Here is a 22085-nt window from a genome sequence, read left to right as displayed (position 1 = left end):
CATGATCGAACCTGTCCGCGAAAGGGTCATCAGCGGAGTCCTGCTCCCACCGGCCAGCGTGGCAGGCCGAACAGAAATATGAGAAAGGCGACCAGGACGATGGAAGGGCCGGCCGGCGTGTCCAGCTCGACCGAAAATCCGAGACCGGCGACGACAGAGACGATCCCGATCAGCACGGCACCGGCGACCATGGCCTCCGGGCTCCGCGCCCAGCGCCGGGCGGCGGCGGCGGGCAGGATCAGCAGGGAGGTGATGAGAAGCACGCCCACCACCTTGATCGAAACCGCAATGACGAGCGCGAGCAGCAACGTAAACAAGAGCGAGGCCCGCTGCCCGCCCAGCCCCTCGGCACGTGCCAGATCGGAGCTGACCGTCGCCGTGAGCAAAGGCTCCCAGATCCGCCAGAGAACAGAGAGGACGATCGCCGCCGCGACGTAGATCAGCGCGATATCCTGCATTGAAACCGCGAGCACGTCGCCGAACAGGACCCCCATCAGATCGACACGGAGCCAACTCATGAGCCCGATGGCGACCAGCCCGAGCGCGAGGGCGCCATGGGACAGGATCCCGAGCAGCGTATCCGCCGGGACTTCCGTCCGTCGCTCCAGCGTGAGCATGAGTGCGGCGACGGCGAGCGTCACGGCCGCGATCCCGATCACCGGCGCGATCCCGAGCAGAAAACCGAGAGCGAGACCGAGGAGCGCGGAATGCGCCATGGTATCGCCGAAATAGGCAAGCCGACGCCAGACGACAAAGCAGCCGAGCGGTCCGGCGGCGAGGGCAGCCCCGATGCCGGCCGCAAGCGCCCGCAGAAGAAAATCGTCTATCATGGGACCTGGCCTGCCATCGGCGTCCGGTTCAGAGCGCGACCGCTTCGCCTTCGACCTCGCAAAGCATCTCCGGCGTCGCCAGCTGGGAGATCTCGAGATAGGTGCAGGCCGGCGCATGACCCTCGAAGAGCCGGTCGCGCATCGCGCGGAAGGTCGCGACCGACCCCGGGACGGTCGAATAGAACACGATCTTCACGATGTCGGTCTTCTTCATGCCGGCGGCGGCGAACACGTTAAACAGGTTCTCGAAAGCCTGCTCCATCTGCCCTTCCAGCCCGTTCTTGAGGCTGCCGTCCGGCGCGACGCCGATCTGCCCCGACGCAATGGCCCGCCGCGCGTTCGCGGGGACGGTGACGACTTGCGAGTAGCGGGATGCCGGCGCGGCAACGCCATCGGGATTGGTGAATTCCATCGGTTTGCTCCCCTGAGATCTCTGAAGTCCGCAACGGACCCAGCGCTTCACTTAGAGCGAAAACCCGGCGATGGCAATTGTACGCGCGCTCCGGTCAGGCTGCCTGCATGCTGCTCTTGGTGACCACCCGGTCGCGTCCGCCGTGCTTGGCTTCATAGAGTGCAAGGTCGGCGGATTTCAGAACATTCTCGACACCATCGCACCCACCGTCGAACTCGGCGCAGCCGATACTCACCGTGAATTTCAGCGCCTCGCCGGCAGCATCGACCGAGATCGAACGGACCGCGTCCAGAAGACGGACCGCCGAGACTTTCGCCGCGGCCTCGTTCGTTTCAGGGAGCAGGATCGCGAATTCCTCGCCTCCGAGCCGGGCGACCGTATCCAGCTGCCGAACTTTCTCGCCGAGAACATTCACCAGTTCGACCAGCACCACGTCTCCGACATCGTGGCCGTAAGTATCGTTGATGCTTTTGAAATGATCGATGTCAAGCATGAGGATCGAGGACGGCCGGTTGTAGCGGTCCACCCGTTCCAGCTCGTCCTGCAGTTTCGACATGAAGTAGCGCCGATTATACGCCGAGGTCAGCGGGTCGGTCGTCGCCAGAAGCTCGAGCTTCTCGTTCAATTGTTCGAGCCGCAGAGCGTATTCCCGGAGCCGAAGGTGATTGCGGACACGAGCGAGGACGACGGCAGGCTTGTATGGCTTCGTGATGTAGTCGATTGCGCCGAGTTCCAGACCCTTTTCCTCATCGCTTTCGTCGGACAGGCCTGTGACGAAGATGACGGGCACGTTCTTGGTTCGCTCGTCCTGCTTCAAGACACGAATCACATCGTAGCCGTCGAGATCGGGCATCTGAATGTCGAGTAGAATGAGATCGGGTTGCATTTCCAGCGCGATATCAATGGCTTCCCGCCCGCTGGTGGCCGTGGTGACCGCGCCCTGATCCTTCAGAATCAGCCCGAGCAGCATCACGTTTTCCGGCGCGTCATCCACCACCAGAATCTTGAAGTCATTGGTGTTTACGGCTTCGCTCATCAACAGATCCGGCTCATGTCGAGCACTCTTGGGCTCAATATGTCATCAGCACCAAGCATCGTCGAAGATGATTAACGTGACGTAAAAACACCATTCTCACATCACTTTTAAAGCGGCAGCGTGCCGTGGTTTGTCCGGCCCGGAAGTCGCTCACCGCGGATCCCGGTCTAGCCCCTGAAATCCGCCATCTTCTCTTTCAGCCCCTCGGTCCAGCCGACAGGGCGCCCCGTGCTCTTCACGAACTGGACAAGTGTTGAACGGCAAACGAGACGAGCTTCTCCGTCGCAGCTCGCCGCGATCTCCAGATCCAGACTCGAGGTTCCGATGCGCTTCACCATCAGACTCCAGTCCAGCACATCCCCAAGACGGCTCGGAGCCTTGAATTCAACCTCGATCCGGGCGGTCGGAACGCCACGGTCGTCGACCTCGTGCATGCGGAGGAAATCCCACCCGAGCCCGGAGCGGAACCATTCCTCGATGGTCAGATTGATCATCTCGAAATAGCGCGGATAGAAAACCATCGCCGCCGGATCGCAATGCTGGAAACGGACGTCCTGCTGCATATGAAACGCCGGCATCGGTCAGACTCCCGCGTCGATGAATGATTGCGTGAGGGCCGAGTCCCGGTCCTCGAGATCGGCGATCACATTGAAGTGATGTTTGTCCGGCACCCGGACCGCTTTCGTCTCCGCGCCCAGACCGGTCCAGATATTCGCCAGCAGATCGTTCTGGCGCAGGAATTCGGGCCGCTCGTCCGCACCGACCCAGCAGGTCAGGCGCGCGCCTTCGACCGGATATTGCAGCGCCGGGCTTTCCATCACCGCCTCCGCGTCGTCCAGCCGGAGAACCTGGTTCATTTCCAGCTTCAGAAGCGGTCTCAGATCATGCAACCCGCTGATCGAAACGACCTGGCGCATCCGCGCCCGCAGGTTCTTGCCGAGCGGCGCGTTGCGGCACAACATCCGGGTCACCAGATGTCCTCCGGCCGAATGACCGGCCAGATTTACGGGCCCATCGACCCGCTCCGCCGCCGCTGCGAGCGCGCGTGCGATCTCCTCGGTCATGTCCGTGAGCCGTGCTTCCGGAGCAAGCGTGTAGCTCGGCAATGCCACGGCCCATCCGTTCTCGACCGCCCCCCGCGCGAGATGGGACCAGGTATTTTTGTCGAAGGCCTTCCAGTAGCCGCCGTGGACGAAGAGCGCGAGGCCTGCGGGCACTCCGGCCGGCCGGAACAGATCAAACCGTTGCCGCGCGCCGTCACCATAGGCAATATCGAGTTCGGCCCGGTCTCCGAGTTCGGTCCGGTAAGAGGCCGCCCGTGAGGTCCAGAGCGCCGGGTAGCTCTCGGCCCCATCGATATGCGGACCGTTTGCGTAGGCGTCGTCCCAGTCCACGATCATAGCGGCCCTCCCTCAGGATCAAGCTCTTGCTCCACACGGCCATGGTAGGCTTCGCGAAGAAATGCCGCCAAGATTATTTTATATTTAAAATTTTTTCCCGAACCGCTTCACTCGGGATACTATCGAGCGTCAGCCAAGGACGGCCATGCAACAGACAGACGACCCCGTGACCCGCAAGACCAGGCTCAGGCTCTGGCTCAATCTGCTCCGGACGACGCGCTTCGTCGAGAACAGGCTGCGGGAGGACATGCGCCTCGCCTACGACCTCACTCTACCGCGTTTCGAAATCCTTGCCATGCTCGAGCGGAGCGAGACCGGCCTCAGGATGACGGATCTCTCGTCGCAGCTCATGGTTTCGAACGGGAACGTCACCGGCATTATCGACCGTCTGGTCGAGGACGGTCTCGTCGAACGGGTTCCGGTGCCGGGCGACAAACGGGCGAGCCTGGTGCGCCTCACTTACAAGGGCGAGGCTGTTTTTGCGGAGATGGCCGACGTACACGAGCGCTGGGTCGATCAGTTGCTGTCGGAGATTTCCGGCGCGGACGCCAAGGCCATGATCCAGCGACTGACCGCGGTCCGGAAAAAGGATGCCGCGTCCTAGATTTCCGTGCTCATCCGGTATCCCGGCCGGTAGGCGAGGCGAACATGGGTGATCGCCGCGTCCGCGTTCCAGGTCGTGCGCTCGATGGCGAAGAGAGCCGCGCCTTCCCCGGTATCCAGCGCTGCCGCCTGTTCGCTTGAAGCCGGTTCCGCGAGAAAGCTGATCTCGCCGCGGGTGAACGGCTGGTTCCGCACCAGCCACTCGTTCGGGCTGACGGATGCGAAATCCGCTGCCTCGAACTCCGGAACCGCCGTCAGATTGACCCAGCGCTCCTCGTAGAGGAACGGCTTGCTGTCGGCGAGATGCAGCCCGCGCATATGCAGCAGCACGGCACCTGGATCGAGCCCCATTCTCTCGGCGATGCCGGAAGGTGCCGGAGCCTTTTCGCTCTCCAGGACCTGATAATCATAGGCGCTGCCCGCCGCTTCGACTTCCAGCCGGGTGACCGGGATCTCCAGCGTTGCCTTACGCACGGGATCGAGCGCGACGCGGGTGCCGGCCTTGCGCCGGCGTTCCAGCAAGCCTGTATCGGCAAGTCCCTGCAGGGCCCGGTTCACCGTCGCGCGGGCGCAGCCGAACTCGGCTGCCAGCTCCGCCTCGCCCGGAATCTGGTCGCCGGGCCGCCAGACGCGGTCGGCGATCCTGCGGCGGATTTCCGCCTGGATCCCCTGCCAGGAATTGAGCGCCGTCTGGCTCAGAGCGCGTCCTCCAGCTCCGCGATGGTTTTCAGGTAGTTCGCCCGGATGCGGTCGCGGGCGACATGCCGCCCTTCTCTTACCATGTGCCGGCCGCCCGACCAGACATCTCGCACCCAGCGGTCGTCACCGGCGAAGATGAAGGCGTCGAGGATGCGGTCGCCGGTCCGGCCGGCGAGGTCCAGCGCATTGCCATCGAGCGCGATCATGTCGGCGAGCCTGCCCGGCGCGATACGTCCACTGTTCCGGCCCGCCGCCTGCGCTCCGCCCAGCGCCGCCTCCTCATAGAGCACGCGTCCCGCCGAACGGCCATGCTCGGCAAGGACGGCCCGGCTCCGGTCGCGCAGGCGCTGGGAATATTCCAGCGTCCGCAGCTCCTCGCTCAGCGAAATCCGGATGTTGGAATCGGAGCCGATGCCGAAACGCCCGCCATGCTCCCGGTAGCGCATGCCGTCGAAGATCCCGTCGCCGAGACTCGACTCGGTGATCGGGCACAATCCCGCCACCGCGCCGCTCGCTGCCAGCGCCTCGGTTTCACGCGCCTCCATCTGCGTCGCATGGATCAGGCACCAGCGGGCGTCGACCGCGTGATTGTCGAGCAGCCAAGTCATTGGCCGTGCGCCCCAGGCGGCCTCGACCTCCTCCACCTCGGCGACCTGCTCGGCGACATGGATATGGAGCGGCCGCTCCCGGCGCAGGGCGACCGCTTCCTTCAGGGCCTCCCGGGTGACGGCGCGCAGCGAATGGGGGGCGACGCCGACACCGCAATCCGCCGGAAGGCCGGACACCGCATCCTCCGCACCCTCGAGAAGGCGGATGTAACGATCGAGATCATTCCCGAAGCGGATCTGCCCCGGCCCGAGCGGGCGCCCGTCGCAGCCCCCGACCTGATAGAGCACTGGCATCAGGGTGAGGCCCATGCCGGTCTCGGCGGCCGCGAAAACAGTCCGGCGGCTCAGCTCCGCAACATCGTCATAAGGCGTGCCATCCGTCTGGTGATGCAAGTAGTGGAATTCGACGAGCCCTGCGTATCCCGCCTCCAGCATTTCCATCTGCACCAGAGCCGCGATCGCCTCGACATGCTCCGGCGTCAGCCGGTCGAGGAAGCGGTACATCAGCCGCCGCCAGGTCCAGAAACTGTCCCGCTTGTCCGGCCCGCGCGACTCGGTCAGTCCCGCCATCGCGCGCTGGAAAGCGTGGGAATGCAGGTTGACCGGGGCGGGCAGCAGCACGGCGGCGCGGTGATCCGCCCCCGCCGCCGAGGCGCGGTCGTCGGGCGAGACGGAGGCGATCAGCCCGTCCCCGCCAACCGTGACCAGCACATTCTCCCGCCATCCCTCTTCCATCAGAGCCGTCTCGGCAAAAACCGTCGTCACTGCGCGCACCTCGTATTGACAGGCAATATTATGTATAGACATAATAATCGAAATCGCCCACCGGGCAAACACGTTTTCGGACCTCTGGCCCATGCTGATCCTCAGGAATATAAAACTCGCGACGATGGCTCCGGGCGCAACGGCCTACGGCCTCGTCGAGAGCGCAGCATTGGCGATCCGCGAGGGAGACATCATCTGGCTCGGCCCGGAGAGCGAGATGCCGACCTCGATGTCGGTCTGGCCGCAGGAGGATCTCGGCGGGCGGCTCGTGACCCCCGCGCTGATCGACTGCCATACCCATATCGTCTTCGGCGGAAACCGGGCGCGCGAGTTCGAGCTTCGCCTCAAGGGCGCGAGCTACGAGGAGGTCGCGCGGGCCGGCGGCGGCATCCTCTCCACCGTCACGGCGACCCGCGCCGCCAGCGAGGACGACCTCCTCGCAAGCGCGCTGCCGCGGGTCGACGCGCTTCTCGCCGAAGGCGTCTCCGCCATCGAGATCAAGTCGGGCTACGGCCTCGACATCGAGACCGAACTCCGGATGCTGCGCACCGCGCGGCGGATCGGGAAAGAACGGCCGCTCCGGATCCGCACAAGCTATCTCGGCGCCCACGCCGTGCCGCCGGAATTCAAAGACCGGGCAGACGCCTATATCGATGAGACCTGCCGGATCGCGCTCGACCGGGCCGCGGAGGAAGGCCTCGTCGATGCCGTCGACGGGTTCTGCGAGGGAATCGCCTTCACGCCGGCACAGATCGACCGCCTCTTCGCGCGCGCGACACAGCTCGGCCTGCCTGTAAAGCTGCATGCCGAGCAGCTCTCCGATCTCGGCGGCGCCAGGCTCGCGGCGACATACGGCGCGCTCTCCGCCGACCATCTCGAATATCTCGGCGCCGACGGCATCGCCGCGATGTCGGGGGCCGGCGCCGTCGCGGTGCTGCTTCCGGGAGCCTTCTACACCCTGCGCGAGACGAAATTGCCACCGGTTCAGGCCCTGCGCGACGCGGGCGTTCCAATCGCCATCGCGACCGACTGCAATCCCGGCTCCTCGCCGCTGACCTCGCTACTGCTCACGATGAACATGGCTTGCACCCTCTTCCGCATGACGCCGGAGGAAGCGCTGGCCGGCGCCACACGGAACGCCGCCCGCGCGCTCGGCATCGAGGATGCGGGCACGCTGGAGGTCGGCAAACGCGCCGATCTCGCAGTCTGGGACGTGCAGGAACCGGCCGAACTCGCCTACCGCATCGGCTTCAATCCACTCCACCGACGTTATCTCCAAGGCAGGACATGAGCGACATCACCCTGATCCCCGGCCGCACCACGCTGCGGCAACTCGAAAACCTGCTCGGTCAGGGCCACCTCGTGCGCCTCGACCGCCGGGCGAAACCGGCTGTCGAGGCCGCTGCCGCACTGGTCGCCAAGGCCGCGTCTGGCGGTGAAGCCGTCTATGGCGTCAATACCGGTTTCGGAAAGCTTGCCACCGTACGCATCCCGCCTGAGGACACCTCCACGCTGCAGCGCAACCTGATCCGCTCGCATTGTGCCGGCGTCGGCGATCCGACGGAGACGCAGGTCGTGCGGACGATGATGGTGCTGAAGCTGCTCTCTCTCGGCCGCGGCGCCTCCGGCGTGCGCTGGGAAGTAATCGAGCTGATCGAGGCGATGCTACGGGAGCGCGTGACTCCCGTCGTGCCGAGCCAGGGTTCCGTCGGCGCCTCGGGCGACCTCGCACCGCTCGCCCACATGACCGCGGTGCTGATCGGCGAGGGGAAGGCGGAGTACAAGGGCCGGATCATGCCGGGGCGCGACGCGCTGGATGCGGCCGGACTGAGACCGATAGAGCTTGGCCCGAAGGAAGGTCTGGCGCTGATCAACGGCACCCAGTTTTCAACCGCCTATGCATTGCTCGCTCTCTCGCAGGCCTGGCGCAACGTGGAGACGGGCATCGTCGCCGCCGCGCTCTCCACCGACGCGATCATGGGCTCCACCGCACCGCTGCAGCCGGCGATCCACGCGCTGCGCGGACAGCCGGGACAGATCGACGTCGCCGCCGCGATGCGCGCACTGATGGACGGCTCGGAAATCCGCGAGAGCCACCGCCACGGCGACACCCGCGTGCAGGACCCCTACTGCATCCGCTGTCATCCGCAGGTCTCCGGCGCCGCCATCGACCTGCTGCGCCACGCGGCGCGCACGCTGGAGATCGAGGCCAATGCGGTGACCGATAACCCGCTGGTGCTGGTCGAGGACGGTCAGATCCTCTCCGGCGGAAACTTCCACGCCGAGCCGGTTGGTTTCGCCGCCGATATGATGGCGCTCGCCATCGCGGAGATCGGCGCCATCGCCCAGCGCCGCGTCGCCCTGATGGTCGACCCGGTGCTGTCCCACGACCTGCCCGCCTTCCTGACACCGGAGCCGGGCCTCAATTCCGGCCTCATGATCGCCGAGGTGACCACCGCCGCGCTGATGAGCGAGAACAAGCATCTCGCCAATCCCTGCACGACCGACTCGACGCCGACCAGCGCCAACCAGGAGGACCACGTCTCCATGGCGGCCCACGGCGCCCGACGGCTGCACCGGATGAACGCGAACCTCGGCAACATCATCGCCGTCGAACTGCTCTGCGCCGCGCAGGGCGTCGAGTTCCGCGCACCGCTCAAGACCAGTGAGCCCCTGCAGAACGTCATTTCGGCGATCCGCCAGGTATCCCCATCCCTCACCGACGACCGCGAGGTCGCCGTCGATATCGAGGCGGTCGCCGCGCTTATCAGCGACCTCAGCATCGTCAAGGCGAGCGGCCACCTGCCGCTGATGGAAATTTCCAGCCGCTACTGATCCCCGGAGAGACGCCATGAAAAATCCCCGCAAGAATGTCCGCGACATCTTCCCGCCGACCGGGACGCAGCTGAACGCCAAGAGCTGGACCACCGAAGCGCCCCTCCGGATGCTGATGAACAACCTGCATCCGGACGTCGCCGAGAATCCTCACGAGCTGGTGGTCTATGGCGGCATCGGCCGTGCCGCGCGGACCTGGGAAGATTTCGACCGCATCGTGGAGAGCCTGAAGGAGCTTGAGGAGGACCAGACCCTGCTGGTCCAGTCCGGCAAGCCGGTCGGCGTCTTCCGCACCCACAGCGACGCCCCGCGGGTGCTGATCGCGAACTCGAACCTGGTGCCGCACTGGGCGACCTGGGAGCATTTCAACGAGCTCGACCGCAAGGGGCTGATGATGTACGGCCAGATGACGGCCGGCTCCTGGATCTATATCGGCAGCCAGGGCATCGTGCAGGGCACGTACGAGACCTTCGTCGAGGCCGGGCGCCAGCATTACGGCGGCGACCTAACCGGCAAGTGGATCCTGACGGCAGGGCTCGGCGGGATGGGCGGCGCCCAGCCGCTCGCAGCGGTCTTCGCCGGGGCCTGCTGCCTTGCCGTCGAGTGCGACGAGACAAGGATCGATTTCCGCCTGCGCACGAAATATCTCGACGAGAAGGCGACCAGTCTCGACGAGGCGCTGGCGATGATCGAGCGCTGGACCGCCGACGGCGAGGCGAAATCCGTCGGCCTGCTCGGCAATGCCGCCGACATCGTGCCGGAGATCCAGCGCCGCGGCATCCGCCCCCATATCGTCACCGACCAGACCTCGGCGCACGACCCGGTGCACGGCTACCTGCCGCAGGGCTGGAGCGTCGCCGAATGGCGGGAGAAGCAGGAGAGCGATCCGAAAGCGGTCGAGAAAGCCGCGCGCGCCTCGATGAAGACACATGTCGCGGCCATGGTCGCCTTCTCCGAGAGCGGCGTGCCGACGGTCGACTACGGCAACAACATCCGCCAGGTCGCGCTCGAGGAAGGGCTGGAGAACGCCTTCGCCTTCCCGGGTTTCGTGCCGGCCTATATCCGCCCGCTCTTCTGCCGCGGCGTCGGTCCGTTCCGCTGGTGCGCCCTCTCCGGCGACCCGGAGGACATCTACCGCACCGACGAGAAGGTGAAGGAGCTGCTGCCGGGCGACAATCATCTGCATAACTGGCTCGAGATGGCGCGCGACCGGATCGCCTTCCAGGGCCTGCCGGCGCGGATCTGCTGGGTCGGGCTCGGCGACCGCCACCGCCTCGGTCTCGCCTTCAACGAAATGGTCCGCAAGGGCGAGCTGAAAGCGCCTGTCGTGATCGGCCGCGACCATCTGGACTCGGGCTCCGTCGCCTCGCCGAACCGGGAGACCGAAGGCATGCGCGACGGTTCCGACGCGGTCTCCGACTGGCCAATGCTGAACGCGCTGCTGAACTGCGCCTCGGGCGCGACCTGGGTCTCGCTGCATCATGGCGGCGGGGTCGGCATGGGCTTCTCCCAGCATGCCGGGATGGTCATCGTCTGCGACGGCTCGGAAGCGGCGGACAGGCGGCTGGAGCGCGTGCTCTGGAACGATCCGGCGACCGGCGTCATGCGGCACGCGGATGCGGGCTACGAGATCGCCCTCGACTGTGCACGGGAGCACCAGCTCAACCTGCCCGGCATCCTCGGCTAGGAAGGCGCATGATCGGGTCACGCAATCGTGCGTTCATGTCAGCGGCATAACTGACCAGCTTGCCCGGAAGCGCTTGAATTCCGCCTCCGGGCAAGGAGAATGCACCGCCATGAGTACCGCGACCGTCCGCCGGCCCGCTGCCGCCGCCATGTTTCCGCGCCACCTGCCCTGGACCGACCGGGCGGGACGGCTCTCGCGGCTGAAACTCGCAACCTTCCTTGCCCTGCTCGCGCCGGCCCTGCTTCTTCTGGCCGACGCGCTCGCTGGAACCCTCGGCGCGCGTCCGTGGGACGAGGCGGTCCACCGGGTGGGCTGGTGGACTACCCTCTTCCTCCTCGCCTCGCTCGCGGTTACGCCGCTCCGCCGGGTGCTGCGCTGGGGCGAGCTGATGTCGGTCCGGCGCATGGTCGGGGTCACGGTCTTTTTCGGTGCTCTCCTGCATCTCGTGCTCTATACCGGTCAGGAGGCCTGGAACCTGCCGAAGGTGGCGAGCGAGATCGTGCTCCGCTTCTACCTCACCATCGGCTTCGTCGCCCTGCTCGGCCTCGGCGCCCTCGCCGCGACCTCGACCGACGGCATGGTGCGCCGCCTCGGCGGGCCGCGCTGGCAGAAGCTGCACAAGCTGGTCTATCCGATCGCGCTTCTGACGCTGGTGCATTTCTTTCTGCAGGTGAAGAACGATGTGACCGAGCCGCTGCTCTTCAGCGGGCTCTTCGCGTGGCTGATGCTCTACCGGCTCTGGAACTGGAAGATCGGTTCGCCGGGGACCAAGGCTCTAGGGGCGCTGGCGCTGCTGCCTGCGGTCGCTACCGCGGGTCTCGAGATCGCTCTGATCACGCTGAAATACCCGGTCTCGATCACGACCATGCTGCAGGCGCAATTCGATTTCGCCGCCGGGATCCGCCCCGCCTGGTGGGTGCTCACGGCGGGACTTGCCGTGGCGTGCATCGCAGAGATCCGGCGACGGCAGAAACTCCGCGCGGCCTGAAACCTTCAGGCGAGCGCCGCCCACTTGTCTGCAAACGGCTTCTCCAGCGCCCGCGCGACCAGCTCAAGCCGGTCCTGACCATAGAAGACGTCGCCATCGACGACATAGGTCGGCGAGCCGAAGAAGCCCCGTTCGATAACCTCTGCCGTGTTCGCCTCATGCCGCGCGCCGATCTCCGGCGCCCCGGCCGCGGCGATCAGCGCTGCACCGTCGAGCCCGGCTGCGCGCGCGAGTCTCTCCAGAGTGGCGAGGTCCGAGAGGTCGGCATCGTCCGCCCAGTGCGCTTCGAGGAAGGCATGCGCGAGGCGATCCGTTCCGGCATCCGTCTCTCCATTGGCGATCAGCATCCGGTTCGCGGTTTCGTAGGAGGCCTGATGATGCGTCGGCGTCCGGCCGAGCATGCGCACGCCGCGAAACTCCGCCCAGCGCTCGATCTCCCGGCGAAAGGCATAGTTGCGGTAGACCGGATCGGCGATCCGCTCCGCGTTTCCCCGCGCAGCCACCAGCGTCCGGAGATGGAATGGCCGGTGGACGAGCACCGCGCCCGCCGCAGCGGCGATCTCCATCAGCCTGGCGGAACCGATCCAGGCATAGCCGGAATAGGCGGCGTAGAAATATTCGATGCGCTTCATGCAAGACGGCTCCCGATAGCGGCACTGATCCTTCATACAGCACCCATCGTAGAAAGAGTCACCGACACTTCTCCGTGACCAGAAGATGAAGATGAGACGGAAGGGCGACCTGCCCGAAAAGATTTGCGTGACCTGCCGGCGCCCCTTCGCCTGGCGGCGCAAGTGGGCACGCGTCTGGGACGAGGTGCGATACTGCTCGGAGCGGTGCCGTCGCTCTGCGAAGGCTTTTAGTCAGGAAAGCGCCGCAAGGAAAGACGCCGCGCTGTCACGGTCGGCCGCCTGTTTGTCCTCCGCCATCCGGTCCCAGGTCCGGTAGACCGGCCCGAGGCGCGGATTGCCGTCGAGCTTGTTCCAGTTGCGGGCAAGGAAGACCCAGAGGAGAAAATGGAGGGGGGGGCAAAGAAAGCGCCCCGCCCCAGGGGGGGGGGCCCGTCGTCCATTCTCAGATTGACGCGTCCGTCAGCCGATCAGGCCGTTGTCGTCGCGCTTGATGGCGATGACGCAGGAGCGCGGCACCGAGGCGCCGCCGCCCGGGAAGTTGCTGTTGCCTTTCTCGCCCGGATGCTGGATGCCGACGAAAAGCGTCTTGCGGTCCGGGCTCCAGGTGATGCCGGTGACCTCGCATTCCTTCGGACCGACCAAGAAACGCCTGATCTCGCCGGTTTCCGGGTCGCCCACCAGCATCTGGTTGTTGCCCTGACCGGCGAAGTCGCCCTGGTTCGAATAATTGCCGTCGGTCTGGATCCAGAGCAGGCCGGTGCTGTCGAAGGCCAGGCCGTCCGGCGAGTTGAACATGTTCTCCGGATTGACGTTCTTCGACCCGGCATAGGCATCCGAATGGACCGTCGGATTGCCCGCGAGCACGAACAGGTTCCAGTTGAAACCGGTCGCGACATGATCGCCGCCTTCCGGCTGCCAGCGCACGATCTGACCGTAATTGTTCTTCTCGCGCGGGTTCGGGCCGACCGCCGGCGTGGCGTCGCCGCCGGCATTCGGCTTCACGCCGCGGTTCTTGTTGTTGGTCAGGCAGCAATAGATCTCGGCCTTCTTCGGATGGGAGGAAACCCATTCCGGCCGGTCCATCGTCGTGGCGCCGACCTTGGAGGCCGCGATCCGCGTGTGGATGGCGATTTCGGCCTCGGACATGCCGGTGGTCTCCGGCGTCAGCGCGAGCCATTCGCCGGTGCCGTCCTCGTTGAATTTGGCAACGAAGAGAGAGCCGGTCTCAAGCAGGTCCGAATTGTCGCCACCGATCGCATAGGTGCCATCGGAGATGAAGCGGTAGAGGAACTCGCCGCGCTCGTCGTCGCCCATATAGACGACGACCCGGCCGTCCGCCGCGACCACGAGCTCCGCATTCTCGTGCTTGAAGCGGCCGAGCGCGGTGCGCTTCTTGGGCGTCGAGGTCGGGTCGAACGGATCGATCTCGACGATATAGCCAGCACGGTTCGGCTCATGCGGATGCTTGGAGATGTCGAAGCGCTCGTCCGCGGTCGCCCAGGCATAGCCCCAGTCCTTGGTCTTCACGCCGTAGCGGGAGAGCTCCGCGCTCGGCTTGTAGCTTTCGTCGCTGGAGGAGAAGTAGCCGTTGAAGTTTTCCTCGCAGGCGAGGTAGGTGCCCCAAGGCGTGCGTCCGTTGCCGCAATTGTTCCAGGTGCCGAGCGAGGTCGTGCCGCTCGGGTCGGCCGCGGTTTTCATCAGGTCATGACCGCGTGCCGGACCGGTGATCTCCATCGGCGTATCGGCGGTGATGCGCCGGTTCAACGGCGAGTCCACGACGATGTTCCAGCGTCCCCCCGTCTCAGCGACCTCGATCACGGAAACGCCGTGCGCGGCCTTGCCCTTGCGGACGTCGTCGGCATTCTCCGGCAGCTTGCTCTCGCGCGCGCCATAGATGATCCCGCGGTTGGTATATTCGTTGTTGATCGCGAGGACATGCTTGCCGCCGTCGACGAACATCGCCATGCCGTCGGTATTGTCGCCGAACGCCAGCTCCTGGGTCTCGCCCGTCCCCCGCGTGGCCTCGTCGAATTCGGCGCCCTTGGACCAGAGCGGCTGTCCCCAGGTCGCGACGATGCTCCAGTTGTAGCCTTTCGGCACGGTCACGGTGTCGAGCGTGTTCGCCGCCACCTGTTCGAAGGAAAGTCGGGATGCCGCCTCCGCCGGAGTGAGGGCCGAAGTCCCCATCAGGAAGCTGGAAGCGCCAAACACGGTCAGGGCGCCGAGGAAGCCGCGGCGGCTCATGGCCTTCTCGACGACATGGTCAAAATCGCAGAGCGCCGGACGCGGGGAATTGACCTCGTCCCAGTCGTCGAACGACAGATCGCGCTCCTGCGTGACTGCGGATTGATTCGTCACGTTTGTCATATCTCACCTTCGTAATGTTCGGTTCGTTGATCGAACGGCCGCAATGCGGCCCGTCTTCCGCCGTCGGTCTCTTCATCGGTGTGGAGACGTCCCTGCGCGGAACGAAGGTAGCTGTTGTGCGTGATTCAAATATGACAAGAGCCGCGCGAGCATGCAGGTCGGCGCAAGTGCGTTGCCTGTTGCTTTTCCCCGGTCGGCAGGACAAAGTCCCGTGGCTTCCGATCCACAATCCGAATGCTCCTGATGCGCGTTTGCCGGCGATTCCGTTCCTTCGCTTTGCTGCCCATGATCGTCTGGCTCATGGCGCAATTCGCGATGTCCGGAATTCTGGCCGGACCGGCCACAGCCGCCCTTAACGCGCTCAGGGCCGGTGATGCCGTTCAGGTCGTCACTCTTTGCACCCCGGACGGTTTCCGTCTGGTGGCGCTTGACGAGAGCGGACAACCGGTCTCCGGCGAGACCGAGGGTGGCCGCTGCGACTGGTGCCAGTCCTTTGGCGGCACCGTGCTTCCGGCTCCGGCCTGCAACGATCTGCACGGCCCGTATGAGGCTGTTCGCACTCTCGCGACACCTCTCGAACAGCAGACCGTCCGCGGCAACGCCGCCGCAGGCGTCTACGTCACCCGGGCCCCTCCTTTTCTGAGCTGATCCGATACCCCGTGCCTCCGGCACAACGATCAGACCTCAAGAAAGGGACCATTCCATGTTCCGTCCGATATTTATGGGCGCGGCCGTCATCGCCGTCGCCGCGACCCTGTTTTCCATCCTGCAACCGACACCCGCCCGGGCCGTTGAAACGGTGACCGTAACAGATACGGTGGGCCGTACCGTGACCGTTCCGCATGGCGCCGAGCGCGTGCTGCTCGGTTTCTATTTCGAGGATTTCTATGCAATCGTCGGCCCCGGCGCCTATCAACGGGTCGTTGCGATCTCCCGTGGGACCTGGGAGGGCTGGCGCCCGTCCCAGTGGATTGCCTACACGAGAATCGAACCGCGTATCGAGACGCTGGCCGATATCGGCGATTTCGGCGCCGGGACCTTCAATCTCGAGGCGGCCCTGACCGCCCGTCCGGATGTCGCCATACTCGCAGTCTGGCAGTACCGATCGCTCGGCGAAGCGGCGCAGACGCTGGAGAAGGCCGGAATCCCGATCGTCGTCGTGGACTACAATGCGCAGACCCTCGAGAAGCATATCGCCAGCACGCACCTGATCGGGAAGGTGATGGCGAGCGAGAGCCGCGCCGACCGGCTTGCCGCCGAGTACGAGGCCGCTGTCACCGACGTGCTGGCGCGGGTCGCGAAGGCCGAAGGACCGAAGAAGAAGGTCTATGTGGAACTCGGGCGCAAGGGCCCGGGTGAGGTCGACAACAGTTATGCCGGCGGGATGTGGGGCGGCGTCATCGACATTGCCGGAGGCGACAATATCGCCAACGATCAAATCGAGAACTGGGGGCCGCTCAACCCCGAATATGTGCTTGCCTCCAAGCCGGAGGTCATCCTGCTCGCCGGGTCGAGCTGGACCGGGCTGGACCAGGCGGTCCTGATGGGCTTCGCCGTGGATCCGGCGGTCACGAAGGCCCGTGCCGGTGCCTACAGGACGCGGTCTGGCTGGTCCGCCCTGCCGGCGGTCGAGAGCGGCGACCTCTACACGGTCTATCATAGCGGCGCGCGGACGCTCTACGACTACACCTTCCTGCAATTCATCGCCAAAGCCCTCCACCCGGACCTGTTCGCGGATCTCGATCCGGAAGCGGCACACCGCCGGTTCTATCGGGAATGGCTGCCGGTCGCAGCCGACGGCACTTTCATGCTGAAGGCAAACTGAGATCCGGGCTGCGCGGCCGACCAAGTCGCGCAGCCGCCTGTCGAAAGGGCTCAGCCATGATATCCACAGATTTGCATACGCCCGCGCTTGCGGACGGATACAACGTCCTCGTGCGGCGACGTCTCACGGTGATGGTCGCGGTCCTGCTCGGACTCGCTGGCGGGACCGTTGCCGATATTCTCGTCGGTCCTTCGTTTCTCGCCGCGGGAGATGTCCTCGGCGCCCTCTTCGGAGCTGCCGGGTCGCTCGACCCGATGGCGCGGATCATCGTCCACGACATTAGGCTGCCGATGACCCTGACCGCGATGACCGTGGGCGCCTCGCTCGGAGTCGGCGGCGCGCTGATGCAGACCATTCTCGGCAATCCCCTTGCAAGTCCCTACACGCTCGGCTTCTCCGCCGCAGCGGGCCTGGGAGCGGCGATCGCCATCCTCGGCGGGTTCTCGCTCCCGCTCCTGCCATTTCTCGGCGTACCGCTCGCGGCATTCACGACCGCGGCGCTCTCCGCCCTGATGGTGATCGCGGTCGCGCGGCTTCGGGGAATCAGTTCGGAGACCATGATCCTCGCGGGCATCGCGATGCTGTTCCTCTTCCAGTCCCTGCAGTCGATGGTGCAATACATGGCCTCGCCGGAAGTGCTGCAGGAGATCGTCTTCTGGACCTTCGGCAGCCTGCTCAAGGCGACCTGGACAAGCGTTGCCGTATCCGGCGCGATCCTGTGCGCCGGAACGCTCCTCCTGCTGCCGGATCTCTGGCGCCTCACGGCCCTCAGGCTCGGCGACGATCGGGCGGCGAGCCTCGGGGTCAATGTCGAGAGCCTGCGCATCCGGACGTTCGCCATCGTCGCCCTGCTGACCGCCGGAGCGGTTTCCTTCGTCGGCACGATCGGTTTCGTGGGGCTGGTCGCACCGCATCTCGCGCGCATGCTCGTAGGCGAGGATCAACGTCTGCTGCTGCCGCTCTCCGCATTTACCGGGGCGGGCCTGATGATCGTCGCCTCGATCACCTCGAAACTCATCGCACCCGGTGCCGTCATTCCGATCGGCATCGTCACCGCCATCGTCGGCGTACCGTTCCTGCTCGGCCTCGTGCTGCGCCAGAGACGGAGGTTCTGGTGACTCTCAGGATCGAGAATCTCTCTGTCTCCTACGGCCGCCAGACCGTCCTGGAGAATATCGGGTTCACGTTGGGAAAAGGCTGCTCGGCGGCGATCATCGGGCCGAACGGAACCGGAAAGTCGTCGCTTCTGCGGGCCATCGCCGGTCTCCAGACACACGGCGGATCGGTGACGATAGACGGGCGCGGACGAACCGCCGACAAGGTCGCCTACATGCCGCAGGACACCGGCAGTGCCTCGTCTCTGACAGCAATGGAAGCCGTCCTGCTCGGACGGCTGCCGTCGCTCGGTCTGAGAGTGGCGAAGGCCGATCTCCGCGCCGCCGGCGATGCGCTTGCCGCCTTCGGTCTGGAAGCCCTGCAGCATCGCCCGATCGCAACCCTGAGCGGCGGACAACGGCAACTCGTTTATCTCGCCCAGGCTCTGGTGCGCGCGCCGGAGGTTCTGCTGCTGGATGAACCCACCGCGGCGCTGGACTTGCGGCACCAGCTCGTTGTTCTCGATATCGTCCGCCGGCTGGCGAGAGAGCGCGGGATCGCAGTGCTGACCGCGATGCATGATCTGGCGCTCGCGGCCCGCTTCGCAGACCACCTGATCGGTCTCCGCCACGGACGCATCATCGCGTCGGGCCCCGCGGAAGAAGTCATTACGGACGCCAACCTCGCCGCGCTTTATGGTGTGACGACCGATATATCGAAAACGGTCTCCGGGGTGATGTCCGTGGTTCCGACCGGGCTGGCGGAACAGGAGGCGGGGAAAAGCCCCCTGCTAGGCTGACCGCGCCTTGTGCTCGGCCAAGACCGTATCGATCTTGCTCTTCAAATGCGCGAGGGACACGGGTTTCGCGATATAGCCGTCCACGCGCAGCTCCTTCGCCTTCAGTACCGTATCGACCTCCGCATCCGCGGTCAGGAAGATGACAGGAAGGTCGGCGGCATCCGATGTCTTCAGGTTGCGGACCGTCTGCAGGAATTTCAGTCCGCCCATCGGCTCCATATGGATGTCGCAGAGGATCAGATCGGGACGGACCCGCAGCAACTCCTTCATACCGTCAATGCCGTCACTCGCTTCGTAGATCGTATCGAAGCCGATCTCCCTCAGCAGTCGCACAATGATCCTGCGGATGTGGATCTCGTCCTCCAGGACCAGAACGCGCTTCAAGTCATATTCGGACTTACCCCAGGTCATTTGAGTTGCCCCTGATGCTGAAAGATCTCCCGGATCGTCTCTTCGAACTCGGTCAGTGTCGGTGTCAGGATCTCGACCATGATCGACGCCATCGCCTCGTCCTTTTCATCGAGGGCTGCCTGCAGGTCACCGGCAATGCGGCCCAATCTGAGCGCGCCGACCGACAGAGCGGCGCCCTTTAGAGAATGGGCAACATTGCGGGCCGCCTGATGGTCGCCGGATTCCAATTTCCGCGCAATCTCCTCGATTCGCGGCCCCCAGACCGCCTGTGCGGAAAGGACGAATGCCTCGGCTTCCCCGTCGAGCGATCCGAACGCCTCTTCCATCGAGGATGGATCGAAGATTTCCCGATCCCATTTGGGAGCGGCCTGTGCCGGAGCGCTGCTCACGGCATCGATGCTCCGCCTCAGATCGAGCGCCTGCGGCAGGTGTTCGGCAAGCATCGCCCCGAGCGCCCGGCTGTCGATCGGCTTTGTGAGGCAGGCATCCATTCCGGCGGCGTGGCATTCGGCCTCAGTCTCGGCCATGGCGTCGGCGGTAAGGGCGATCACCGGGAGGCGCGCGCCGGTTTCCCGTTCCCGCACGGCCCGGGCCAGCGCGAAACCGTCCATCTCGGGCATATTGATATCGGTCAGCAAAAGCCCGTGGCCACCCCGTTCCAGCGCCCGGAGCGCCGCCCGTCCGTCGTGCACGAGCTCGGCTGCGAACCCCATGCGCGCAAGCATTTTCCGGATCACCGTCTGGTTGGTCTGATTGTCCTCTGCGACCAGCACCAGCGCATCCGCCGCGCGCGCCGTCTCGACGGCCGGGGGCGCGAAGGCAAGATCCGGCCGGGTTTCGATCTCCCCGGCCGCTGCGGTTTCCAGGCCGAGAGCAACGGCAACGGCGCGCCAGAGCTTCGGACGGGTCAGCGGCTCCGCCAGCAGCAGCGCCGCTCTCGCCTTCGTCCCGGCCGCCAGCGATGCCAGCTGCTCCCGTCCGTCACAGAAAACGAGCGTGCCCTCCGGCTTGCGCAACCGCTCCGCCTCCTCCGGGGCGACAAGCGATCCCGCGATCACCAGGTCTCCCGGCGCGGGCTCCGGCCCAGAATCGCTGACGATGGCTATATTAGAAACCCCGCCTGCCTGGAGGTAGCGCGCCGCAATCTCGGTTTGCTCAGGTTCCAGACCGACCAGAACCACCCTGGCGGCGGACAGTCCGTATGGCGGGACCGGCGGCGTGGAATCCGCGATCGGCAGCGGCAGCTCGAACCAGAAGGTGGATCCCTCGCCTGGCGTACTCTCCACGCCGATCCGCCCGCCCATCAACTCCGCCAGACGGCGACAGATCGAAAGCCCGAGCCCGGTGCCTCCGAATTTGCGCGCGGTCGACTGATCCGCCTGCACGAAAGGCTGGAACAGCAAGTTGCGCTGCTCTTCGGAAATCCCGATCCCGGAGTCGCTCACCTCGAAACGGAGCCAGCCGGCGCCCCGGGTCGAGAGTGCCCTGACACGGATCCGAACCTCTCCATATTCGGTGAACTTGACCGCGTTACCCACGAGATTGAGCAGGATCTGCTTGAGCCGGGTCGGATCGCCGAGGCGCCTGTCGGCAAGATCGGTCTGCATGTCGACGACAAGCGAGAGCCTCTTCTCCTCGGCACGGGGAGCGACGATTTCCGCGGCGGAGTCGACGCTATCCATCAACGAGAACGGCACCTTCTCCACGTCGAGCTTGCCTGCCTCGATCTTCGAGAAGTCGAGGATGTCGTTGATGATGGTCAAGAGAGCGGCGGCGGACTCGCGGATCACCCGCGCCATGCTGCTCTGCTCGGCGTCGAGCCTGCTGACCGAAAGGAGTTCCGCCATCGACATGACGCCGTTCATCGGCGTGCGGATCTCGTGGCTCATGGTGGCGAGGAAAGCCGACTTCGCGCGTGTCGCAGCTTCGGCAACGTCGCGGGCCTCGACCAGCTCCGCCTCGGCCCGGACCCGAGCGGCAACCTCTACCCCGAGCTTGACCGCGTAGAAGGAAATCAGGCCGAAAGCAACGATCGCGAGGAACAACAGGACCACATTGCGCAGGAGAGTCTCATGCGCATCGGCGAGGATCGTATCCATGTCCTGGGCCAGATAAATGCTGATCGGCATCGCCAGATTCGGGTCTAGATCCCCCTTGGTCGCGAGATATTCTCCGTCGCCGACATCGACGATCTGGACCGCATCCGTCTGCTGGACCGCCTCGATCAGGATCCGCTCCACGGACTCCTCTGTGCGGTAGCGTTCGAGGAAAGCCTCGACATCTGCCCGTTCCGAAGGACGGGCGCGGACGAGATCCGGATGCGCGAGCATGCGTCCCGCAAGGTCCGTGGCGAAGACCATGTCATCGAACCGGGTCAGGGTATTGGCTGCGTCGAGCAGCGTCAGCGACAGAGAGGCGAGCGAAAGATCCACCCCGAGCACGCCCCAGAGGGTCCCGTCGTCCCCGTAGATGCGATGTGCGTAGGTGACACCGAGAGATCCGCTTGAGGCGAAGATATAGGGCTTGGTCCAGACCGGACCGCTGGAGGTAATGGCCGCCTTGTACCAGGGACGGCTGCGTGGGTCGTACGGCTCGGCCTCGATCTGCTTCTCGACCCAACGTCCGTTTCCACCGCCCGGCTGGAACCACCGGCCTTTTGGAAGACTGACGGGATCGTCGATGATCCGCCGGGTGAGACCTGCGGCGATGCCGCTCTTGCTCGACGGCACGAGATCCTGAACATGCAGGAAGCGACCGTCCGGGAACCCAAGGAAAATGCCGTTGATCTGCCGGGTCCGGCGCACCGGACCGGTCGCGATTGAGAAGAACAGGTCGCGGGCCTCGCTCTCGGAACGCGCGGCCAGACGCGCGTCCACCATGGCTTCATAGACAGCCGGTCCGGGCTCGAAAAGCCGGTTGAGCTCTCGGGTGAACGCGCTCCGGGCGACCCCAAGCTGCTCGCTTCCACCGGCAATGAGTTCGCCGTGCTGCTTCTGGTAGACCCAGAAGGATATGCCCGATCCGACCGCGAGGATCAGAAGGAACGCGGCAAGCGATACCCAGGTCCGTTTCATCGAATTTCCGGAGCCTTCA

General features: G+C 65.2%; 21 protein-coding genes. 10 read left to right on the top strand and 11 right to left on the bottom strand.

The genetic code is table 11. The features are described 5' to 3' along the window. Positions 1-29: 29 nt before the first annotated feature. The 5 genes from IG122_RS19915 to IG122_RS19895 all read right to left on the bottom strand — a co-directional run bounded on the left by IG122_RS19915 (position 30) and on the right by IG122_RS19895 (position 3678). Positions 30-830, bottom strand: coding sequence for a metal ABC transporter permease (locus IG122_RS19915; protein ID WP_193187823.1), 801 nt, complete (start codon positions 828-830; stop codon positions 30-32). A 28-nt stretch (positions 831-858) separates the two neighbouring features. After that, positions 859-1242 (bottom strand): RidA family protein, encoded by a 384-nt coding sequence (locus IG122_RS19910; protein WP_193187821.1) that lies wholly within the window; start codon positions 1240-1242, stop codon positions 859-861. A 94-nt stretch (positions 1243-1336) separates the two neighbouring features. Further along, entirely contained in the window at positions 1337-2278 is a 942-nt protein-coding gene (locus IG122_RS19905) for a diguanylate cyclase (RefSeq protein WP_193187819.1), read from the bottom strand. 167 nt (positions 2279-2445) lie between these two features. Next, positions 2446-2856: an acyl-CoA thioesterase gene (locus IG122_RS19900; protein WP_193187817.1), complete on the bottom strand. Its 411-nt coding sequence runs from the start codon at positions 2854-2856 to the stop codon at positions 2446-2448. 3 nt (positions 2857-2859) lie between these two features. Continuing rightward, positions 2860-3678 (bottom strand): alpha/beta hydrolase, encoded by an 819-nt coding sequence (locus IG122_RS19895; RefSeq protein WP_193187815.1) that lies wholly within the window; start codon positions 3676-3678, stop codon positions 2860-2862. A gap of 145 nt (positions 3679-3823) precedes the next feature. On the opposite strand from IG122_RS19895, the gene IG122_RS19890 reads away from it, so the two are divergent. Further along, on the top strand, positions 3824-4282 hold the full coding sequence (locus IG122_RS19890; RefSeq protein WP_193187813.1) for a MarR family winged helix-turn-helix transcriptional regulator: 459 nt from the start codon (positions 3824-3826) through the stop codon (positions 4280-4282). On the opposite strand, the gene IG122_RS19885 is transcribed toward IG122_RS19890, so the two are convergent. Together IG122_RS19885 and IG122_RS19880 are read right to left on the bottom strand one after the other, a co-directional pair. Beyond that, positions 4279-4947 carry a UTRA domain-containing protein gene (locus IG122_RS19885; RefSeq protein ID WP_193188012.1) on the bottom strand — a complete coding sequence of 223 codons (669 nt, stop codon included), beginning with the start codon at positions 4945-4947 and terminating at the stop codon, positions 4279-4281. The genes IG122_RS19890 and IG122_RS19885 overlap by 4 nt on opposite strands. A gap of 29 nt (positions 4948-4976) precedes the next feature. After that, a complete protein-coding gene (locus IG122_RS19880; protein WP_193187811.1) occupies positions 4977-6353 on the bottom strand; it encodes a formimidoylglutamate deiminase in 1377 nt (458 codons plus the stop codon). 91 nt (positions 6354-6444) lie between these two features. Here IG122_RS19880 and hutI point away from each other — a divergent pair, with 91 nt between their 5' ends. The 4 genes from hutI to IG122_RS19860 all read left to right on the top strand — a co-directional run bounded on the left by hutI (position 6445) and on the right by IG122_RS19860 (position 11863). Continuing rightward, positions 6445-7644 carry an imidazolonepropionase gene (gene hutI, locus IG122_RS19875; protein WP_193187809.1) on the top strand — a complete coding sequence of 400 codons (1200 nt, stop codon included), beginning with the start codon at positions 6445-6447 and terminating at the stop codon, positions 7642-7644. After that, the gene (hutH, locus tag IG122_RS19870) at positions 7641-9188 is read left to right on the top strand and encodes a histidine ammonia-lyase (protein ID WP_193187807.1); all 1548 of its coding nucleotides are present in this window, start codon (positions 7641-7643) and stop codon (positions 9186-9188) included. The genes hutI and hutH overlap by 4 nt, the downstream gene beginning before the upstream one ends. Before the next feature lie 16 nt (positions 9189-9204). Next, positions 9205-10875, top strand: a complete 1671-nt coding sequence (hutU, locus tag IG122_RS19865; RefSeq protein ID WP_193187805.1) for a urocanate hydratase — start codon at positions 9205-9207, stop codon at positions 10873-10875. A 109-nt stretch (positions 10876-10984) separates the two neighbouring features. Beyond that, complete coding sequence (locus IG122_RS19860) at positions 10985-11863, top strand: protein-methionine-sulfoxide reductase heme-binding subunit MsrQ (RefSeq protein WP_193187803.1); 879 nt, start codon at positions 10985-10987, stop codon at positions 11861-11863. 5 nt (positions 11864-11868) lie between these two features. On the opposite strand, the gene IG122_RS19855 is transcribed toward IG122_RS19860, so the two are convergent. Further along, positions 11869-12495, bottom strand: a complete 627-nt coding sequence (locus IG122_RS19855; RefSeq protein WP_193187801.1) for a 2-hydroxychromene-2-carboxylate isomerase — start codon at positions 12493-12495, stop codon at positions 11869-11871. Between the two features lie 85 nt (positions 12496-12580). Between IG122_RS19855 and IG122_RS19850 the strand changes: the two genes are divergently transcribed. Next, positions 12581-12811, top strand: coding sequence for a DUF2256 domain-containing protein (locus tag IG122_RS19850; protein ID WP_193187799.1), 231 nt, complete (start codon positions 12581-12583; stop codon positions 12809-12811). A 143-nt stretch (positions 12812-12954) separates the two neighbouring features. Here IG122_RS19850 and IG122_RS19845 read toward each other — a convergent pair whose 3' ends face one another. Next, positions 12955-14853 carry a PhoX family protein gene (locus IG122_RS19845; RefSeq protein WP_319024942.1) on the bottom strand — a complete coding sequence of 633 codons (1899 nt, stop codon included), beginning with the start codon at positions 14851-14853 and terminating at the stop codon, positions 12955-12957. A gap of 324 nt (positions 14854-15177) precedes the next feature. On the opposite strand from IG122_RS19845, the gene IG122_RS19840 reads away from it, so the two are divergent. The 4 genes from IG122_RS19840 (at position 15178) to IG122_RS19825 (ending at position 18581) form a co-directional block, all read left to right on the top strand. Continuing rightward, positions 15178-15510 carry a hypothetical protein gene (locus tag IG122_RS19840; protein WP_226893778.1) on the top strand — a complete coding sequence of 111 codons (333 nt, stop codon included), beginning with the start codon at positions 15178-15180 and terminating at the stop codon, positions 15508-15510. A gap of 55 nt (positions 15511-15565) precedes the next feature. Further along, positions 15566-16687 carry an ABC transporter substrate-binding protein gene (locus IG122_RS19835; RefSeq protein WP_226893777.1) on the top strand — a complete coding sequence of 374 codons (1122 nt, stop codon included), beginning with the start codon at positions 15566-15568 and terminating at the stop codon, positions 16685-16687. 110 nt (positions 16688-16797) lie between these two features. Beyond that, positions 16798-17805: a FecCD family ABC transporter permease gene (locus IG122_RS19830; RefSeq protein WP_319024941.1), complete on the top strand. Its 1008-nt coding sequence runs from the start codon at positions 16798-16800 to the stop codon at positions 17803-17805. Continuing rightward, positions 17802-18581 (top strand): ABC transporter ATP-binding protein, encoded by a 780-nt coding sequence (locus IG122_RS19825; RefSeq protein WP_193187791.1) that lies wholly within the window; start codon positions 17802-17804, stop codon positions 18579-18581. The genes IG122_RS19830 and IG122_RS19825 overlap by 4 nt, the downstream gene beginning before the upstream one ends. On the opposite strand, the gene IG122_RS19820 is transcribed toward IG122_RS19825, so the two are convergent. Both IG122_RS19820 and IG122_RS19815 read right to left on the bottom strand, forming a co-directional pair. Then, positions 18573-18992, bottom strand: coding sequence for a response regulator (locus IG122_RS19820; RefSeq protein WP_193187789.1), 420 nt, complete (start codon positions 18990-18992; stop codon positions 18573-18575). The two genes, IG122_RS19825 and IG122_RS19820, sit on opposite strands and share 9 nt — an antisense overlap. Then, positions 18989-22066, bottom strand: a complete 3078-nt coding sequence (locus IG122_RS19815) for an ATP-binding protein (RefSeq protein ID WP_193187787.1) — start codon at positions 22064-22066, stop codon at positions 18989-18991. The genes IG122_RS19820 and IG122_RS19815 overlap by 4 nt, the downstream gene beginning before the upstream one ends. Between the last annotated feature and the right edge of the window lie 19 nt (positions 22067-22085).

It is taken from the genome of Nisaea sediminum (assembly GCF_014904705.1).
Classification (GTDB): domain Bacteria; phylum Pseudomonadota; class Alphaproteobacteria; order Thalassobaculales; family Thalassobaculaceae; genus Nisaea; species Nisaea sediminum.
The sequence above is the reverse complement of the archived record's forward strand: the minus strand, read 5'-3'. Positions and strand labels throughout refer to the sequence as shown.

What these genes read in the sequence shown, in the direction of transcription:
- IG122_RS19915 (WP_193187823.1), bottom strand. Translation starts at nt 830, where the DNA reads ATGATAGACGATTTTCTTCTGCGGGCGCTTGCGGCCGGCATCGGGGCT.
- IG122_RS19910 (WP_193187821.1), bottom strand. Translation starts at nt 1,242, where the DNA reads ATGGAATTCACCAATCCCGATGGCGTTGCCGCGCCGGCATCCCGCTAC.
- IG122_RS19905 (WP_193187819.1), bottom strand. Translation starts at nt 2,278, where the DNA reads ATGAGCGAAGCCGTAAACACCAATGACTTCAAGATTCTGGTGGTGGAT.
- IG122_RS19900 (WP_193187817.1), bottom strand. Translation starts at nt 2,856, where the DNA reads ATGCCGGCGTTTCATATGCAGCAGGACGTCCGTTTCCAGCATTGCGAT.
- IG122_RS19895 (WP_193187815.1), bottom strand. Translation starts at nt 3,678, where the DNA reads ATGATCGTGGACTGGGACGACGCCTACGCAAACGGTCCGCATATCGAT.
- IG122_RS19890 (WP_193187813.1), top strand. Translation starts at nt 3,824, where the DNA reads ATGCAACAGACAGACGACCCCGTGACCCGCAAGACCAGGCTCAGGCTC.
- hutI (WP_193187809.1), top strand. Translation starts at nt 6,445, where the DNA reads ATGCTGATCCTCAGGAATATAAAACTCGCGACGATGGCTCCGGGCGCA.
- hutH (WP_193187807.1), top strand. Translation starts at nt 7,641, where the DNA reads ATGAGCGACATCACCCTGATCCCCGGCCGCACCACGCTGCGGCAACTC.
- hutU (WP_193187805.1), top strand. Translation starts at nt 9,205, where the DNA reads ATGAAAAATCCCCGCAAGAATGTCCGCGACATCTTCCCGCCGACCGGG.
- IG122_RS19860 (WP_193187803.1), top strand. Translation starts at nt 10,985, where the DNA reads ATGAGTACCGCGACCGTCCGCCGGCCCGCTGCCGCCGCCATGTTTCCG.
- IG122_RS19855 (WP_193187801.1), bottom strand. Translation starts at nt 12,495, where the DNA reads ATGAAGCGCATCGAATATTTCTACGCCGCCTATTCCGGCTATGCCTGG.
- IG122_RS19850 (WP_193187799.1), top strand. Translation starts at nt 12,581, where the DNA reads ATGAAGATGAGACGGAAGGGCGACCTGCCCGAAAAGATTTGCGTGACC.
- IG122_RS19840 (WP_226893778.1), top strand. Translation starts at nt 15,178, where the DNA reads ATGTCCGGAATTCTGGCCGGACCGGCCACAGCCGCCCTTAACGCGCTC.
- IG122_RS19835 (WP_226893777.1), top strand. Translation starts at nt 15,566, where the DNA reads ATGTTCCGTCCGATATTTATGGGCGCGGCCGTCATCGCCGTCGCCGCG.
- IG122_RS19820 (WP_193187789.1), bottom strand. Translation starts at nt 18,992, where the DNA reads ATGACCTGGGGTAAGTCCGAATATGACTTGAAGCGCGTTCTGGTCCTG.
- IG122_RS19815 (WP_193187787.1), bottom strand. Translation starts at nt 22,066, where the DNA reads ATGAAACGGACCTGGGTATCGCTTGCCGCGTTCCTTCTGATCCTCGCG.